The 16,401-nt window shown below is 27.0% G+C and carries 14 protein-coding genes; 8 read left to right on the top strand and 6 right to left on the bottom strand.

Annotation, left to right across the window (positions count from 1 at the left end):
* Window positions 1-3: 3 nt before the first annotated feature.
* The 3 genes from CNZW441b_RS05130 to CNZW441b_RS05120 are packed head-to-tail and all read left to right on the top strand — an operon-like array spanning window position 4 to window position 3,288.
* A complete protein-coding gene (locus CNZW441b_RS05130; RefSeq protein ID WP_131162920.1) occupies window positions 4-954 on the top strand; it encodes a cation diffusion facilitator family transporter in 951 nt (316 codons plus the stop codon).
* Window positions 944-1,144 carry a heavy-metal-associated domain-containing protein gene (locus CNZW441b_RS05125; RefSeq protein WP_131162919.1) on the top strand — a complete coding sequence of 67 codons (201 nt, stop codon included), beginning with the start codon at window positions 944-946 and terminating at the stop codon, window positions 1,142-1,144. Before CNZW441b_RS05130 ends, CNZW441b_RS05125 begins: the two co-directional genes overlap by 11 nt.
* Window positions 1,144-3,288, top strand: coding sequence for a heavy metal translocating P-type ATPase (locus CNZW441b_RS05120; protein WP_131165826.1), 2,145 nt, complete (start codon window positions 1,144-1,146; stop codon window positions 3,286-3,288). Before CNZW441b_RS05125 ends, CNZW441b_RS05120 begins: the two co-directional genes overlap by 1 nt.
* Here the strand turns inward: CNZW441b_RS05120 and CNZW441b_RS05115 are convergent.
* From CNZW441b_RS05115 to rho, 3 genes are all read right to left on the bottom strand, one after another.
* Window positions 3,283-5,178, bottom strand: a complete 1,896-nt coding sequence (locus CNZW441b_RS05115; protein ID WP_216681271.1) for an NAD(P)/FAD-dependent oxidoreductase — start codon at window positions 5,176-5,178, stop codon at window positions 3,283-3,285. The genes CNZW441b_RS05120 and CNZW441b_RS05115 overlap by 6 nt on opposite strands.
* Before the next feature lie 188 nt (window positions 5,179-5,366).
* Window positions 5,367-6,908, bottom strand: coding sequence for a DNA polymerase III subunit gamma/tau (locus CNZW441b_RS05110; RefSeq protein ID WP_216681270.1), 1,542 nt, complete (start codon window positions 6,906-6,908; stop codon window positions 5,367-5,369).
* Between the two features lie 259 nt (window positions 6,909-7,167).
* Entirely contained in the window at window positions 7,168-8,466 is a 1,299-nt protein-coding gene (gene rho, locus CNZW441b_RS05105) for a transcription termination factor Rho (RefSeq protein WP_131162915.1), read from the bottom strand.
* Window positions 8,467-8,578: 112 nt separating this feature from the next.
* On the opposite strand from rho, the gene CNZW441b_RS05100 reads away from it, so the two are divergent.
* Window positions 8,579-10,930 (top strand): heavy metal translocating P-type ATPase, encoded by a 2,352-nt coding sequence (locus CNZW441b_RS05100; protein ID WP_216681269.1) that lies wholly within the window; start codon window positions 8,579-8,581, stop codon window positions 10,928-10,930.
* The gene (gene ccoS / locus CNZW441b_RS05095; protein WP_131186621.1) at window positions 10,927-11,136 is read left to right on the top strand and encodes a cbb3-type cytochrome oxidase assembly protein CcoS; all 210 of its coding nucleotides are present in this window, start codon (window positions 10,927-10,929) and stop codon (window positions 11,134-11,136) included. Before CNZW441b_RS05100 ends, ccoS begins: the two co-directional genes overlap by 4 nt.
* Window positions 11,137-11,145: 9 nt before the next feature.
* Here the strand turns inward: ccoS and CNZW441b_RS05090 are convergent, their stop codons facing one another.
* Window positions 11,146-11,448, bottom strand: coding sequence for a c-type cytochrome (locus tag CNZW441b_RS05090; protein WP_131162912.1), 303 nt, complete (start codon window positions 11,446-11,448; stop codon window positions 11,146-11,148).
* A 107-nt stretch (window positions 11,449-11,555) separates the two neighbouring features.
* On the opposite strand from CNZW441b_RS05090, the gene CNZW441b_RS05085 reads away from it, so the two are divergent.
* The 3 genes from CNZW441b_RS05085 to rfaE1 are packed head-to-tail and all read left to right on the top strand — an operon-like array spanning window position 11,556 to window position 14,428.
* A complete protein-coding gene (locus tag CNZW441b_RS05085) occupies window positions 11,556-12,080 on the top strand; it encodes a D-glycero-alpha-D-manno-heptose-1,7-bisphosphate 7-phosphatase (protein ID WP_316328900.1) in 525 nt (174 codons plus the stop codon).
* A gap of 10 nt (window positions 12,081-12,090) precedes the next feature.
* The gene (gene rfaD, locus CNZW441b_RS05080; RefSeq protein ID WP_131162910.1) at window positions 12,091-13,044 is read left to right on the top strand and encodes an ADP-glyceromanno-heptose 6-epimerase; all 954 of its coding nucleotides are present in this window, start codon (window positions 12,091-12,093) and stop codon (window positions 13,042-13,044) included.
* Entirely contained in the window at window positions 13,037-14,428 is a 1,392-nt protein-coding gene (rfaE1, locus tag CNZW441b_RS05075) for a D-glycero-beta-D-manno-heptose-7-phosphate kinase (protein ID WP_131165822.1), read from the top strand. The genes rfaD and rfaE1 overlap by 8 nt, the downstream gene beginning before the upstream one ends.
* Here the strand turns inward: rfaE1 and truD are convergent.
* Window positions 14,406-15,527 (bottom strand): tRNA pseudouridine(13) synthase TruD, encoded by a 1,122-nt coding sequence (truD, locus tag CNZW441b_RS05070; protein ID WP_131165821.1) that lies wholly within the window; start codon window positions 15,525-15,527, stop codon window positions 14,406-14,408. The two genes, rfaE1 and truD, sit on opposite strands and share 23 nt — an antisense overlap.
* A complete protein-coding gene (locus CNZW441b_RS05065) occupies window positions 15,496-16,317 on the bottom strand; it encodes a thiamine-phosphate kinase (RefSeq protein WP_131165851.1) in 822 nt (273 codons plus the stop codon). Before CNZW441b_RS05065 ends, truD begins: the two co-directional genes overlap by 32 nt.
* Window positions 16,318-16,401 lie beyond the last annotated feature (84 nt).

The raw sequence follows: 16,401 nt of genomic DNA, 5'->3' as shown, positions 1-16,401 counted from the left end.
AAAATGAAAGAATATCTTTTACATAAACCACTGTTAAAAACGAATTTTTGTTCTCACGCTCATGATCATACTCACGAGCACAATCATTCTCATTTTGATGCAAGAACTACAGATAAAAAAATTCTAATAGTTTCTTTACTTATGACAAGTTCTATGATGATTGTGCAGTTTGTTTATTCATTGCTTTCAAATTCTTTAGCTCTTTTGAGTGATACTTTGCATATGTTTTCTGATGTTTTTGCTTTATTTCTTAGCTATGTAGCTATTATTGCTGTTCAAAATTTTAAAAATAAACAAAAAACATTTGGATATTTTAGACTTGAAATTTTAGTAGCTTTTATCAATGCTTTAAGTATTATTGTTTCAGCGGTTTTTATTATATATGAAGCTATTAATAAACTTTTAAATCCTGTAGAAATTGATGCAAAAACTATGATGATAGTAGCATTTGCAGGACTTTTGGTTAATGCAATCAATGGTTTTATGATGTTTAAATATGCAAATTTAAATAATATTAATATGAAATCAGCTTTTTTACATATGTTAAGTGACTTGTTTGGCTCTTTGTGTGTTGTAATAGGTGGAGTTATAGTTTATTTTACGGGTATTGTTTATATTGATACGATTTTAGCCATAATTTTATCTTTATTGCTTTTAAAATGGTCTATTTTTTTATTGAAACAAAGTATTAATATTTTACTTGAAAGCTCTCCTGTAGATATAAAAGATGTTGAATCAACTTTATTAGAGCATAATGAAATTTTAGAAGTTGTAGATTTACATATAATAGAAATTACAAATGAAATGTTTGTTGCTTTTATGCATTTAAAACTTTCTATAACCAATTTAGATGAATTTGAAGATTTATATAAGAAAGTATCTCAAATTCTTTTAGAAAAATTTAAAATAGGTCATATTACTATACAGCCATTAAGGAGTCAAAATGAAATTTAAAGTTGCTAATATTAATTGTCAAAATTGTGCAAACCTGATTAAAAATTCTTTAGAAGATGAATTTGGAAAAATAGAGGTTGATTTAAACGTTATGCCAAGAACTGTTGAAATTAATATTACTCAAGAAAAATTAGAAGATTTTAAAAAAGAAATGAGTGATTTGGGCTTTGAAGTTTTAGAGGAGCTTTGATGCAAGAATTAAAAATTAAAATAGGAAAAATGACTTGCGTTAATTGTGCTAATTCTATTGAAAAAATAAGCAAAAAAATTGAAGGTGTTAAAGATGCAAGCATCTCTTATGTAAATTCAAGCGGTGTTTTTTTACTTGAAGATGATAAAGTAAAAAGTGATCTTTTTAAAAAAATTAAAAATTTAGGTTATGAAATTTTAGATGAGGGACAAGATTTAGAAAAATATAAACTCAAACAGTTTTCTAAAATGAAACTTAATTTATTTTTAAGTGTGATTTTGAGCACTTTAATTATGTATTTTGAAATGTTTGTAAAAAATTCTTTTTCTAAAGATATGCAATTATTATTTAGTATTTTTGCTATTTTTTATTGCGGGAGAAGTTTTTTTATTAATGCTATTAAGGGATTAAAATATAAAAATTTGGATATGAATACTTTGGTAGCTTTGGGTTCTTTTATGGCTTTTGTGTATTCTTTGCTTGTCTATTTTAAGGTTTTTGAAAAAGATGAGCATTTATATTTTAGCGGTGCAAGTATGATTATAAGCTTTGTTTTATTTGGAAAACTTTTAGAAGAATATGCAAAATTTAAAGCTCAAGATTATCAAAAAAAAATAAATAATCTCAACACAAAAAAAGCTAATATTTTAGTGAATAATGAATTTAAAGAAATTCCAAGTTCTTTTGTTAAAGTAAATGATATTCTTATAGTAAAAGAAGGTGAGAGTATAGTTGCTGATGGTATTGTTATAGAAGGTAAGGCTGAACTTGATACAAGTTTTTTAACAGGAGAATTTTTACCAGTTTTAAAACAAAAAGATAGTGAAGTTAGTGCAGGAAGTATAGTTTTAAATGGTTTTTTAAAGATTAAGGTAAGTAAAAAATCTATGGATAGCACTTTAGAGCAAATTAAAGATCTTATTTTTAAAGCGGGCAATATCAAAACACCTATTACAACTTTGGTGGATAAAATTTCAGCTTATTTTGTAGGTTTTATTATAATTATTGCAAGTATTGTTTTTATTTTTTGGAGTTTAAAATCCGGCTTTAATGAAGCTTTTTTATATGCTTGTGCTGTTATTTTGATTTCTTGTCCTTGTGCCTTAGGACTTGCAACGCCAATTGCTATAGTGGTAGCTTTAGCAAGTGCAGCAAAAAGATCAATTTTGGTTAAAAATCCCAGCGCTTTAGAAAATTTAAATCAAATTAAAGAAGTAATTTTTGATAAAACAGGCACTTTAACTCAAAACGAACTTAAAATTTATAAACATAATTTAAGTGAGGAAAATTTTAAATTTCTTGCTCAAATAGAAAGCTTTAGTTCCCATCCTATAGCAAAAGCTATTTTTAAAGACTTAAATTTAGATTTTCATTCTTTAAAGGGTGAGGTTAAAATGTATATTGGAAAAGGTTTAGAATACAAAGAACAAGGTGTCACTTATCTTGCTGGAAATGAAAATTTTTTAAAAGAGAAGGGTATTGATACGTCTAAAACTAAGGAATTTTTTAAAAAATTTTTAGATAAAGCACCTGTACATGTATATTTTTCCAAAGATAAAGAATGTTTGGGCGGAGTGTGTTTAAGTAATGCCTTAAAACAAGAAGTAAAAGATCTTATTTTATCCTTAAAGCAGAGAAAAATTCATAGTGTTATTTTAAGCGGGGATAATGAAAAAAGCGTTAGACAAATTGCAAAAGAGCTTAATATTGATGAATTTTATGCAAATTTAAAACCTCATGAAAAGCTTAATTTTATACAAGAAAGACAAAAGAAAAATTCTATAATTTTTGTTGGAGATGGTATAAATGATGCCCCATCTTTAAATTTAGCAAATGTTGGTATTAGCTTTGCTAAAGCAAATGATTTAGCAAAAGAATCAGGAGATTTTATTTTGATAAAAGATGATTTAAGATTAATTGATCTTTGTTTTAAAATTTCGTATAAAACTAGAAGCATAATAAAACTTAATCTTTTTTGGGCATTTTTTTATAATACACTTTGCATTCCTATAGCTGCTGGCTTTGTTCCTTTTATTACTTTAAATCCTCACCTTGCAGCTCTTGCTATGTGTTTTAGCTCCATAGCTGTTGTTTTAAATTCTCTAAGATTAAAAAATTTAGCTTTACAAGAAGCTAAATTATAATTCGCTTATGGCACGATAAGCTTGATCTATAGCAGCGTGCATATAGGCTTGCCAATCAGAATCAGAGTTGGCTATTACGATATTTTTAAAAGGTTTTCTAGCTGTTTTTATGGTCTCTTCTGCTTCTTTGGGATCATCATAAAGGCTATTTTCTGTATATGAATAACAATGTCCCCATCTATTTACTATAATAGCTTCAATATCTTTTTGATGATCAAATCCTGCACTACCTAGCATACCTTGAAGTTGATCGCGTATTATTTTTTCATGCTCTTCAAAGCTCATTGTGATTAATAAATTTCTACCAATTCTTGCTCTATCACGTGCATCCATTCCTTCAAGATCTATTCCTTGTATGTTAGCAAAGACTAAAGGAGAACATACCATGTGAACACATATTGGTTTTTTAGGATCTCTTGGGTGATGATAGTTTCCAATATCAACAGGATAGTCAAGTTTAGTTCTTGCATAAGGCATTCTAGGAGAATAAATTTCATGAACTCCAAGTTTTATAAATGGCTCCCAATTTTTAATAATTACTTTAGTATGTAAAAGAGAAGTTTTAACATTCTTGCTCAACGCTTCTTTTTGTTCTTTTGGTAAAGTAGGGATTATATAAGGAATCATACTATTGTAATTTGCCATAACTACTTTTTTACTTTTTACTCTATAAGTTTTACCTTGTTTTACATAAGTTATTAATGCTCCATTTTTTGTATTCTCAGCATTAATAACTGTGCTATTAAGACGAATTTTAACTTTATTTTGTTTAAGATCTAATTGTGAATAATCAAAATGACTTAAAGTAATATCATCTAAATTTTCATTTTCTTTGCAAATATTAGGAATCAATCTTTTAACTAATAATCTTGCAACACTAGCATTGCCATCTGCGCAGTGATAAATATAAGGTTCTTCCATTTCAGCCAAAGCTTCGCCTTCTATAGGATCAAGCCCTAATTTGTCAAATCCAGGTAAAAAAGAAATTCTTGCATCTTCGCAAGAAATAGCATCAATACCAAGTGCTAAAAAGTCATCACTCATACCTTCAAAAAATTTGATAGCTTCGTTAGAAAGTTTTACTTTTTCTTCTAGGAATTTTTTGTAACTTGTTTTTTGGATATATTTTTCTTTTTCTTCTTTACTCATTCCCTTTAAATAATCTTTTTCACTTTTAAAAAGAGAAATTAAATCTTTTTTATCTTTAGAATTAAAAGGAAATTCATTAATAAATTCTTCTACACTTTTTCCATTTGTTTTATCTGTTGGTATATCATCACATATAACTTTTCTTGGGTTTCCACTAACAATTTTATCTACACCAAATTCACTTTTTGAAAAATAAACGCCTCTACTTAGTTTTAAATCAGAGTAAAAATTTATATCAAAATCTTTAGCTAATTTATCAATGCTAATTCCTAAGGAATTTAGCAAATGAAGAACTTCTTTAGAGTATAAGGCTTTTGGAGATTGAAAGCTTTCGCTTCCTCCATAGCTTAAGATGGTTTGATCCTTTAAATTAAATTCATTACGTCTTGCATGACCACCAAAATCATCGTGATTATCAAGTATTAAAATTTTTTTATCTTTTCCAAATTTTTCTTGGTAAAAAAATGCTGCCGCTAATCCACTAATACCTGCTCCAACTATTACTAAATCATATTCTTCTTTAGGTTTTATAATACTAAAATCAAATTTATCTCCATCTCTTAACATGTGCGCAAATTGATAACTTGCATTATTGCTTCCTCTAAGTCCGAGTAAAGAAGGTGGATAATATTCTTTTGTAAAATCTGTTATCTTTGCTTCATTTCCATAGAGTAATTGCAAAGGAGACATTCCTGCAACAATACTTAAAGCCATTCCATTTAAAAAATCTCTTCTTTGCATTTTATTCCTTTATAAAAAAGTATAAAATAATTTTCTATTATGGTTTATTATAATGGAGTTTTGATTAAATTTAAAATAAAAATATAAAATTTAAGTTATTCAAATTTTATTTTTTTACAGAAGAAAATGATATTTTAATAAATAAACAAGTTATAAAATTTTAGTTTCTTAGCAATAGTTTCAAGAAATTAGTTTTCTATTTTAGGTTCGCCAAAACAATCTTTTAAAGCATTTTTAGTATCTTCTAAAGGATCAAATTTTTTAGCATCTTTTTTAAATTCATCAAATTGTGAATTAATGTCTATTTTTTTATTTTGAGAATTTGATAAATCTTGAGTAATAGATTGAAGTTTGCTTTCATCTATGAAAATTTCTTTTTGTACAGAAATCTTAGCATTAATTCCAAATTTGCTTTTAAAAAGTTCTTGTATAAGTTTAAAACCCTTATTAAGCTTATCTCTATATTCTCCTTGTGCATTTGAAGTGATAGTTAAAATTTCATTTTCATAATTTATAAATTTAGTATTTTTTTTAAAGCATTCACCAAGTTCATAATCTCTATAATAAATAAGATCAGTTAATATTTCATAAGGATTTTTTATGTCATTATTGTCTTGCTTTATTGAGATTTTATTTTCTTGTATAGAATTTTTAAAATAATTATTTTCCTCTTTTTTATTATCAATTTTAAATTCATTGATTTTTTCATCAATTTCTTTTAAATAACTTGCTTCCATCATCATAAAAGCCATAACACAAAGGGTAAATCCATCATCATCACTAGTTATACTTTTGGCACGCGAGAGTATCCTAAAAAATCTTTCATAAATCAAAGTAGAAAATTCGGTACTTTTTGAAAAAAAACTTTCTTTAAGATAAAAAAGCATTTCATCAATAACATTTGAGGCTTCATAATCTTGAAACTCTTTTAAAAATTCAAAAACTCTTTCTTCATCTTTTTTTAAAATGCTATTATAAAATTCTTTTATTTTTAGAGGATCTAAAAGACCTAACATATCAGTAATTTTAGCAACGCTGATATTATTTTCACAAAAAATAATAGCTTGATCAAGTAAAGTTAAGGTATCTCTTAAAGATCCATTACCGCTTCTTGCTATGAATTTTAAAGCCTCTTCTTCATAATTTACATTTTCCTTGATAAGAATTTCTTTAAGATGATTAAAAATATCATTTTGAGAAATTTGTTTAAAACGAAAATGCTGTGTTCTTGAAAGAACGGTTGCAGGTAGTTTTAAAGGATCGGTTGTCGCTAAAATAAATTTTATATAATTTGGAGGTTCTTCTAAAGTCTTTAATAGTGCATTTGCAGCTTGAGGAGTAAGCATATGAACTTCATCAATGATAAAAATTTTAAATCTTGCCATTGATGGGGTATATTTAGTTTGTTCAATCAAAGCTTGAATATCTTCTAGTCCACGATTGCTTGCTGCATCCATTTCTATGATATCTATATGCTTTCCTTCAAGTGCAGCTAAACATTGTTTGCAGGTTCCACAAGGTTTAGAATTTGGTCCTTGATCGCATACTAAGGCGCGTGAAAAAATTCTTGCACTTGAAGTTTTTCCACTTCCTCGAAGTCCAGAAAAAAGGTAAGCATGAGCAAGTCTTTGATTATCAAGTGCGTATTTTAAACTTGTGCTGACAGTCTTTTGTCCCACGAGTTCATCAAAAGTTTTTGGTCGATATTTAATAGCTAAAGCTTGAAGCATTGTTTTTTCTCTCTTTTTATAAAACCTTTTTTGAAATTGTGCGTTTTATTATTAGATTTATAGTAAGACTTTTTAAGCTATTTTTAATAAAATTTTGTATTTTATTTGAGGATAAAAAATTATAATTATACTTTTTTATTGATTTTTGAGAATTTATTCTAATGCCAGATAAAAAGGCAAGATAATGCAATAAAAGACTATTTAGTATTGTAATAAATATTAAAAAAATATATTTTTTCATAATTTATTTTTCTTTTAATTATTCATTCATTATAGATAAAAGCTCTATATTATTTTTAGTTTTTAACATTTTAGAATACAAAAATTTAAGAGCTTCAACATCATCCATTTGCGAAATAGCAGAACGAATTGCCCAAATTTTTTGCAAATCACTTGGATTTTGTAATAACTCTTCTTTTCTTGTTCCTGATTTTATAATATTAATTGCTGGATAAATTCTTCTATCTGAGATATTTCTATCTAATACAATTTCGCTATTTCCAGTTCCTTTAAATTCTTCAAAAATTACATCATCCATTCTTGAGCCTGTATCAATTAAAGCAGTAGCTACTATAGTTAAAGATCCCCCTTTTTCTATATTTCTAGCTGCTCCAAAAAAACGTTTTGGTTTGTGTAGGGCATTAGCATCAACCCCTCCACTTAAAACTTTTCCCGAACTAGGAGTAGCAGTATTATAAGCTCTTGCAAGTCTTGTAATACTATCAAGTAAAATAATCACATCTTTACCCATTTCAACCATTCTTTTAGCTTTTTCTATAACAAGTTCTGCTACACGCACATGATTATAAGCAGGTAAATCAAAAGTAGAACTAAAAACTTCTCCTTTTACACATCTTTGCATATCAGTTACTTCTTCAGGTCTTTCATCAACTAGTAAAACAATTAAATGCATATCAGGATGATTTTTAGCAATAGCTGCTGCTAATTCTTTCATAAGCTCTGTTTTACCTGTTCTAGGAGGTGCTACTATCAGCCCGCGTTGTCCTTTTCCTATAGGGGTAAAAAGATCTAAAACACGCCCTGTTAATTTCATACTATCGTATTCTAGTTTTATTTTTTCTGTTGGAAAAATAGGAGTGAGATTATCAAAAAGAGGTCTTTCTTTGGCTTCTTGTAAAGGCATATAATTTATAGCTTCAATTTTTAATAAAGCATAATATTTTTCTTGATCTTTTGGCTCTCTTACCTGTCCTGTAACTATATCTCCAACACGAAGAGCGAATTTGCGAATTTGCGAATTTGAGACATAAGCATCATTGACACTATCGCTTAAATCTCCATCCATTCCACGTAAAAATCCATAACCCTCAGAAGATATTTCTAAAATACCAGTAAAAAGGATAAAACCACCTTTTTTGGTTTGTGCTTTCAAAATTTCAAACATAAGTTCTTGGCGACGAAATTCACGTGGATTTTCTATTTCACATTCATTAGCAATTTTAACTAGACTTTCAAGATCAAGTAGTTTTAGATCTTCAATTTTATAACCTTCCACAGGAATATGTGTTCTTTGATGCTGTTTTTTTTCTTTTTCCATAAGCCCTCGTAGATTTTAAGAAGAATTTTTGTAAAGTATGATTTTAATAAAAAAATATACTTTTTGTCAAATTTGCTTATAATAATGAAATTAAATTTATGAAAGAAGAGCTATGAAATGTGCACATTGTAGATTAAATTTTAAAGAAAATCAAATGATAAAAAAAAATGATATCTTTTTTTGCTGCAAGGGTTGTCAAAGTGTTTATGAAATTTTACATGAGAATGGCTTGGATGAATTTTATAAAAAATTAGGAGATAAAACTTTAAATCCTATTGCAAATCAAAATAGCTTTAAAAATTATGATGAGTTTATTAATAAAACCAAAGAAGGATTTAGCGAGATTTATCTTATGTTGCATGGAATTGAATGTGCTGCTTGTATTTGGCTTAATGAAAAAATTTTAATCAAGCAACAAGGAATTTTAGAACTTGATATTAATCATTTTGCTCATAAAGCTAGAATTGTTTTTGATGAAGATAGTATTACTTTAAAAGATATTTTAAATTTAATAGAAAGCATAGGATATAAAGCAAGCGCTTATGATCCTGCTAAAACAGAACAAAAAGCAAATTTATTAAAAAGAGGGTTTTATTCTAAGCTCATTGTAGCTATTGCTTGTGTTATGAATATTATGTGGATAGCTATAGCAAAATATGCAGGATTTTTTACAGGAATGGATAAAGATATAAAGGACATTTTAAATTTTGCTGAGTTTATTCTTTGTTTTCCTGTTCTTTTTTATACAGGTTCGAGCTTTTATCAAAATGCTTTTAGGGCAATTAAAAATAAAAAAGTTAATATGGATACTTTAGTAATTAGCGGTGCAACTTTGGCTTTTTTGTATTCGTTATGGGCTATGTTTTCTAGAGTAGGCGAAGTTTATTTTGATTCTGTTGCTATGATTGTTTGTTTTGTTTTTATTGGCAAATATCTTCAAGTATTTAGCAAAAAAATAGCTTTAGATACTATAGACGGTTTAAATGCATTTTTAAAAAATGAAGTTTTGGTTTTTAATGGTAAAGAATTTAAGCCAAAATCAGCCAATGAAGTGAAGATTGATGATATTATTTTACTTAGAAGTGGCGATAAAATTCTAATTGATGGTGTTTGCATTAAAGGAGAAGCAAGTCTTGATACTTCTTCTTTAAATGGTGAAAATACCCCTTTATTAATAAGAGAAAATGATGAGCTAAATTCTGCTTGTATAGTGCTTGATGGTAGTATAGAATATAGAGCAACTAAGCTTTATAAAGACTCTAAACTTTCAATTATTATAAAACTTTTAGAGCTTGCCAGTACAAAAAAAGCTAAACTCGAAAGTTTGGTATCTAAAATTTCTGGATATTTTTCACCTATTATTTTATTTTCTTCTTTTGCTTGTTTTTGTTTTTGGTTTTTCTTTAAGAATTCTAATGTAGAATTAAGTCTTATAAATGCAATATCAGTTTTAATTATAGCTTGTCCTTGTGCTTTAGCTTTAGCAACTCCTGTTAGTGCGCTTGTTGCTTTAGGAAGATCTTTAAAAGATCATATTATTTTTAAGCATTCTAGCACCATTGAAGATCTTAGTAAAATTAATATGATTGTTTTTGATAAAACAGGAACTCTAACAAATAATGAGTTAAAAATTAGCAATTTTTATTTAGATGATAAAATAGATAAAGAAGAATTGTATAGTTTTATAAAACTTTCCAATCATCCTGTATCAAAAAGTATTGCTAAATTTTTTGAAGAACAGGGCATAATTTATAAAAATTTAGATTTTAAAGAACTTATTAATATCCAGGCAAAAGGTTTAAAGGCAAATTTAGATAATGATTTATTTTTAGGAGGAAATTATTATTTTTTAAGAGAAAATGGTATTGAGGTTCAAGATTTTAAAAACACTCATTTTATTTTTGCTAAAAATAAAAAAATACTTGCATTTTTTGAATTTGAAAATATTTTAAGAGAAGGAGCTAAAGAGCTTATAGCTTATTTGTATAACCATAAGATTAAAACGATGATATTAAGCGGAGATAATCATTATGCAGTAGAAAAAATTGCTAAAGAGCTTAAGATTGCTGATTATAAAGCTTCTTGCTTGCCAGAAGATAAAATGAAAATCATTGAAAATTTAAATAAAAGATATAGAGTTTTGTTTATTGGAGATGGCATTAATGATGCTTTGGCATTAAAGTATGCCAGTGTTTCAATCACTTTAAAACAAGGAAGTGATTTAGCAATTCAAAGCAGTGATGTTCTTTTGTTAAAAAATGATTTATTTTCTTTAATAAAAGTTCTAAAACTTTCTAAAAATACTTATAAAATTATAAAACAAAATTTATTCTTTTCTTTATTTTATAATGCTTTGAGCATTCCTTTGGCTTTTTTAGGGCTTATTAATCCATTAATTGCAGCACTTTCTATGTCTTTTAGCAGTATAATAGTTGTATTAAATGCCTTAAGGATTAAATCATGAGTAATGTAATAATAATGATGATAGGGGTTTCTTTATTGACTTTTTTTATAGTTCTTGGTGCTTTTTTGTGGGCGGTAAAAAATAAGCAATTTGATGATGAGTATAAATTTATTACCCTAGATGATGATGAAGAGTCTTTAAATGATATGTTAAATTTGGAAAAAAGAAAAGAAGAGGCTTTAAGAAAGCAAAAAAAGCTTTCTTAAAATTTTGGATTATTTTAAAGTCTCAATATATTTATCAATAGCTTCAAGATCGGCTTCACTCAAGCCTTTTAATTGAAGTTTCATAATAGCACCTTGACCAAATTTATTTCTTGTTCCTGCTTGATATTCTTTTAAAGCTTGTGCTCTCTCTTCATAGCTTAAAGATGCAAGAGCTGGAACTTTTCCTAAATAAACTTTATCAGCTTTTGCTCCATGGCAAACAGCACATTTTTTAAAAAGTGTAGCACCATCAGCTGCATAAGCAGAAACTCCAAGACATACTAAAGCAGAAATTGCTAACAATTTTTTCATTTTAACTCCTTGTTGATTTTAGACGATAAATATTATATCTTTAATTTTTAATAAATTTCTTAAAGATTTTAGAAAATAAATGTTTATTTCAAAAAAGCTATATTATAATGTTTTTTATGAAAAGAAAAGCGTTGTTTTTAGATAGAGATGGTGTTATTAATATAGATAAAAAATATGTTTACAAAATAGAAGATTTTGAATTTTATAATGAAATTTTTGATCTTTGTAAATATTTTATATTAAAAGATTATTTGGTTTTTATAATAACTAATCAATCAGGTATTGCAAGGGGTTATTATAGCGAAGAAGATTTTTTAAAACTTTGTAATTTTGTCTTAAATGAATTTACTAAAAAAGATATAACAATTTCAAAAATTTATTATTGTCCACACTTAGAAAACTGTGAATGCAGGAAGCCAAAACCAGGTATGATTTTAAAGGCTAAAAATGAATTTGATATAGATATAAAAAATTCTATCTTTATAGGAGATAACCTTAGCGATATGCAAGCAGGCAAAAATGCAGGAGTTAAAAATTTATTTCTTGTAAATAAAGACTTGCAAAAACAAGATTATTTTAAAAGCTTTTTTTCTTTAAAAGAACTTTTAATTTTTTTAAAACAAAATTTTTAAGGATAATTAAATGAGAATACTTATTACAGGTGGAGCAGGATTTATTGGTTCAGCATTAGCTCTTTTTTTACAGGAAAATCATGAAGTTTTAGTTGTAGATAAAATGAGAAGTGGCGCTGTTTTTGAAAATGGAAATTTAGAGTGTTTAGGTCATTTTAAAAATTTACTCGGTTTTAAAGGCGAACTTTATGTTGCAGATATAAATGAAGAAAAAACTTTAAAAATAATAAAAGATTTTAAACCAGAAATTATTTTTCATAAAGCAGCTATTTCAGATACTACAATTTATGATCAAAATAAAATATTAACCACTAATTTAAATACTTTTAAAGAATTTATAAAACTTAGTATTGATCTTAATGCAAAACTTATCTATGCAAGTTCTGCTTCTGTTTATGGTGATGCTCCTAGTCCTCAAATTGTAGGGATTAATGAAAATCCTAAAAATCCTTATGCTTTTTCAAAACTTATGATGGATGTTTTGGCTCAAAAATATTATGATAAAGCTCATTTAGTAGGTCTTAGGTATTTTAATGTTTATGGAAAGGGTGAATTTTACAAAGGTAAAACCTCTTCTATGATTGTGCAATTTGCTCATCAAATTTTAGCGGGTAAAAATCCTCGTTTATTTAGAGGAAGTGATAGAATTTATAGAGACTTTGTTTATATAAAAGATTGTCTAGAGGCTAATATTAAAGCTATAGAGGCAAAAAATGGAGTCTATAACGTGGGTAGCGGAAAAGCAAGAACTTTTCAAGATATTGTAGATATTTTACAAAAAGAGTTAAATACAAATTTATCTTGTGAGTATATTAAAAATCCTTATGAAAAATTTTATCAATTTCATACACAAGCAAAATTAGATGAAAGTTTTGCTTATAAGCCAAAGTATAGCCTTGAAGAAGGTATAAAAGATTATTTGCCAGAAATTTTAAGACTTTTTGAAAAGGAAGTAAATGTTTGATTTTTTAGCAAAACAAAAGCCAAAGATTCTTGTTATAGGTGATTTTATGGTAGATTGTTATGTTTGGTGCGATAGTTCGCGTATTAGTCCTGAAGCGCCTGTTATGATAATGAAGTCTAAAAAACAAGAAAAACGTTTAGGGGGCGGTGCTAATGTTTATGCGAATTTAAAAGCTCTAGGAGCAGATGTTTTTGCACTTGGTGTTGTTGGCGATGATGAAAATGGAAATTTTTTAAAAGAAAAACTGAATTCTTATTTTTTGATACAAAAAGGGCGTAAAACATCGCTTAAAAGTCGTATTATTGCCCATAATCAGCAAGTTTTAAGATTAGATGATGAAGATGATGAAGATATTAAACTTGAGCAAGAATTAATCACAGAATTTAAAAAAATTTTTAGGAATTTCAATGCTATTTTGCTAAGTGATTATGCAAAAGGAGTTTTAACTCCAAAAATTTGTCAAAATATTATTCAAAGTGCAAATGAATTTAATATACCTGTTTTAGTGGATCCTAAAGGAGATGATTTTAGTAAGTATAAGGGTGCTACTTTATTAACCCCAAATAAGCAAGAAGCTTTGAAAGCTTTAAAAATAAATAATTTAGAAGGAGAAAATCTCCAATATGGTATCGAAAAGCTTAAAAAGGATTTTGATTTAAAATACTCTATTATCACTCTTTCTGAGGATGGTATAGCACTTTTTGATGAAAAATTACATATTATTCCTGCTAAGGCATTAGAAGTTTATGATGTAACAGGAGCAGGGGATAGCGTAATTGCAACTTTAGCTTTTTCTTTGGCTTGCAATATACCTATTTTAGAGGCTTGTGAATTAGCTAATAAAGCTGCAGCTGTGGTTGTAGGAAAAATAGGAAGCGTAAGTGTTAGCTTAGATGAAATTAGAAATTTTAATAAAAATAATTTTGAAAATAAAATTAAAAACAAAGAAGAGCTTTTAAAGATACTTAAAACGGAGAATAAAAAAATAGTTTTTACTAATGGTTGTTTTGATATAGTGCATTTTGGTCATATAAAGTATCTAGAAAAAGCTAAAAAATTAGGTGATATTTTAATTGTTGGATTAAATTCTGATGCAAGTGTAAAAAGACTTAAAGGTAAAAATCGTCCTATAAATTCAGAATTTCATAGAGCTTGTATGTTGGCAGCTTTTTACTTTGTAGATTTTGTTGTGATTTTTGATGAGGATACTCCTTTAGAATTGATATCATTTTTAAAGCCTGATGTTTTGGTTAAAGGAGCAGATTATCAAAATAAAGAAGTTGTAGGAGAAAAACTGGTTTCAAAAGTTGAATTGATAGATTTTGAAGAAGGTTTTAGCACAAGTAATATTATACATAAAATTAACAATCAAGCTTTAAATTAGTATGCAAAAGTTCTTCTAAGATAGTGGTAGCATAAGATCCTTTTTGAAGAAAAAATTCTAAAACAACATGAGCTTTTTCTTCGTTGTAATGAAATTTTGCGTTTTCCATATAACTCCACATAAAGCGTCTAGTTCCTTGCATTTGTTCTTTAAATTCTAAAAGTTCTTTAAAAGCTTCACTTTCTAGTTCTTTAACAAAACCTAAACTTTCAAAAGCTTTCTTGCCTACCAATAGCCCTAAAGCAGAAATATCTCTTTTAAAAAATCTTTCTTGTTCTTTATTTAAATCTTCGCAAATAAAACATTTTCCATAAGGATAATGCCCTAGCACATCTCCTTTTAAAATTTTAAAAAAGTTTTTTTGTTTTTTAAGAATTTGTAACTCTTCTTTGTGCAAGGGGTAAAGTTGTGTTAATTCTTTGATATTAAAATCTTTAATAAAGTGAGAAATTTCTATTCTTTTGCTAAGATAACGATTAAAAAATTCACTTTGAAGGGCTGAGATTAGAAAATTTTTGAGTTTTGGATTTTTTATTTTTTTGCCTTTTAAAATTTCAATTCCTTCTAGATAATTATCTCCAAATTTTCCAAAGCGTTGATAGCCAAAATAATTTGCAAAACCTTGAGAGTTTAAGGTATTAAAAGCTTCTTTGAGTTTTAAAGCATCACTGGGAGAGACTTTTTTTAAACGTATAAAAAAAGAATTACCTTTTAAATGGCCTATCTTTAATTTATTATGATGAGTGAAATATTCTAAAATTTTTAATTTTGGATGAGAAAAATTATGAAAGCGATCTTTGAATTTCTTAAGCACAGAAATATATTGAAAAGTAAAACCTTGTTTATCTTTAAGACCTGCATAACCAAAATCCCTTATTTTAATCCCGCTTGTTTCGCTTAAAATTTGCAAAGCTTCATTTGTGCTCAAATCTTTTTTGCAAATATGCATAATTAAATGTTCGCCTTGATTGGAAAATTCATAAAGAGCTTTTTCTCTTACAACAAAATCATCACTATTTTTACTAAAATAAACATTAATCGGACTATGTTTTAAGCTATAAAGACGCTTAAAAGTGGTGTTCTTTTCCAACAAATTCATATTTTCCTTTCACAGCTTGACCAAAAATATTAAGCTTAACTTTGTGTTTTTTAGCACTTTGTTTTATAAAATTTTCGTATTTTGGATTAAAAGCAAATAAAATTTCATATTCTTCCCCGCTATATAACTCATAAGAATTAAGATTTTTATACCAAGAAATTCCTAGATTATTGATTTTAAGCAGGCGTGATAAGTCTTTGCTTAATCCATCTGAAATATCCATAGCACAGCTAAGTTTTTGAGCAATTTCGTAAAAAAAATCTTTTCTTATTTTAGGTTTGATGAAACGATGATTAGAATTTAGCTTTTTACCTTGTTGAAGAAGTTCTAAGCCCTTTAAGCTTTGACCTAAATTTCCGCTAAAGGCTAATAAATCTCCTATTTTTAAGCCTTTTCTAAAAACAGGTTTTTTGAAAATTTCAGAAATAAGAGTAATACTAATATCAATTTTATGATTGCTTATTGTATCACCGCCTATAATTTTTATATTAAATTTCTTAGCCGTATTTAAAAATCCTTTTTGCAAAGCTTTGATTTCTGCTTTACTTAAATTTTTTGGTAAAGCAAGTCCTAAAAGAGCGTATTTTGGTTTAGCATTCATCACTATAGCATCAGAAATATTTATAAGCAAAGCTTTGCTTGCAATTTGTTCTAAACTCATCCAAGATCTTTTAAAATGAACATTTTCAAAAAATAAATCTTTACTAAAGCACCAGTTATCGACTATGGCACCATCATCGCCATTTATAGAATTTAAAAAGGCATTGATGATAAATTGTTCTTTATCCATGTTATTTATTTTATAAAAATTCATTTTAAATAACACTTTGTTTTATAGATATTTTAAGAAATTTTTATATAATTTAAAAAAAGG

This window comes from Campylobacter novaezeelandiae (assembly GCF_018968685.1).
Classification (GTDB): domain Bacteria; phylum Campylobacterota; class Campylobacteria; order Campylobacterales; family Campylobacteraceae; genus Campylobacter_D; species Campylobacter_D novaezeelandiae.
Note: the sequence above shows the minus strand (reverse complement) of the source record. Positions and strands in the feature narration are given on the sequence as shown.

What these genes read in the sequence shown, in the direction of transcription:
- CNZW441b_RS05130 (WP_131162920.1), top strand. Translation starts at nt 4, where the DNA reads ATGAAAGAATATCTTTTACATAAACCACTGTTAAAAACGAATTTTTGT.
- CNZW441b_RS05125 (WP_131162919.1), top strand. Translation starts at nt 944, where the DNA reads ATGAAATTTAAAGTTGCTAATATTAATTGTCAAAATTGTGCAAACCTG.
- CNZW441b_RS05120 (WP_131165826.1), top strand. Translation starts at nt 1,144, where the DNA reads ATGCAAGAATTAAAAATTAAAATAGGAAAAATGACTTGCGTTAATTGT.
- CNZW441b_RS05115 (WP_216681271.1), bottom strand. Translation starts at nt 5,178, where the DNA reads ATGCAAAGAAGAGATTTTTTAAATGGAATGGCTTTAAGTATTGTTGCA.
- CNZW441b_RS05110 (WP_216681270.1), bottom strand. Translation starts at nt 6,908, where the DNA reads ATGCTTCAAGCTTTAGCTATTAAATATCGACCAAAAACTTTTGATGAA.
- rho (WP_131162915.1), bottom strand. Translation starts at nt 8,466, where the DNA reads ATGGAAAAAGAAAAAAAACAGCATCAAAGAACACATATTCCTGTGGAA.
- CNZW441b_RS05100 (WP_216681269.1), top strand. Translation starts at nt 8,579, where the DNA reads ATGAAATGTGCACATTGTAGATTAAATTTTAAAGAAAATCAAATGATA.
- ccoS (WP_131186621.1), top strand. Translation starts at nt 10,927, where the DNA reads ATGAGTAATGTAATAATAATGATGATAGGGGTTTCTTTATTGACTTTT.
- CNZW441b_RS05090 (WP_131162912.1), bottom strand. Translation starts at nt 11,448, where the DNA reads ATGAAAAAATTGTTAGCAATTTCTGCTTTAGTATGTCTTGGAGTTTCT.
- CNZW441b_RS05085 (WP_316328900.1), top strand. Translation starts at nt 11,556, where the DNA reads ATGTTTTTTATGAAAAGAAAAGCGTTGTTTTTAGATAGAGATGGTGTT.
- rfaD (WP_131162910.1), top strand. Translation starts at nt 12,091, where the DNA reads ATGAGAATACTTATTACAGGTGGAGCAGGATTTATTGGTTCAGCATTA.
- rfaE1 (WP_131165822.1), top strand. Translation starts at nt 13,037, where the DNA reads ATGTTTGATTTTTTAGCAAAACAAAAGCCAAAGATTCTTGTTATAGGT.
- truD (WP_131165821.1), bottom strand. Translation starts at nt 15,527, where the DNA reads ATGAATTTGTTGGAAAAGAACACCACTTTTAAGCGTCTTTATAGCTTA.
- CNZW441b_RS05065 (WP_131165851.1), bottom strand. Translation starts at nt 16,317, where the DNA reads ATGGATAAAGAACAATTTATCATCAATGCCTTTTTAAATTCTATAAAT.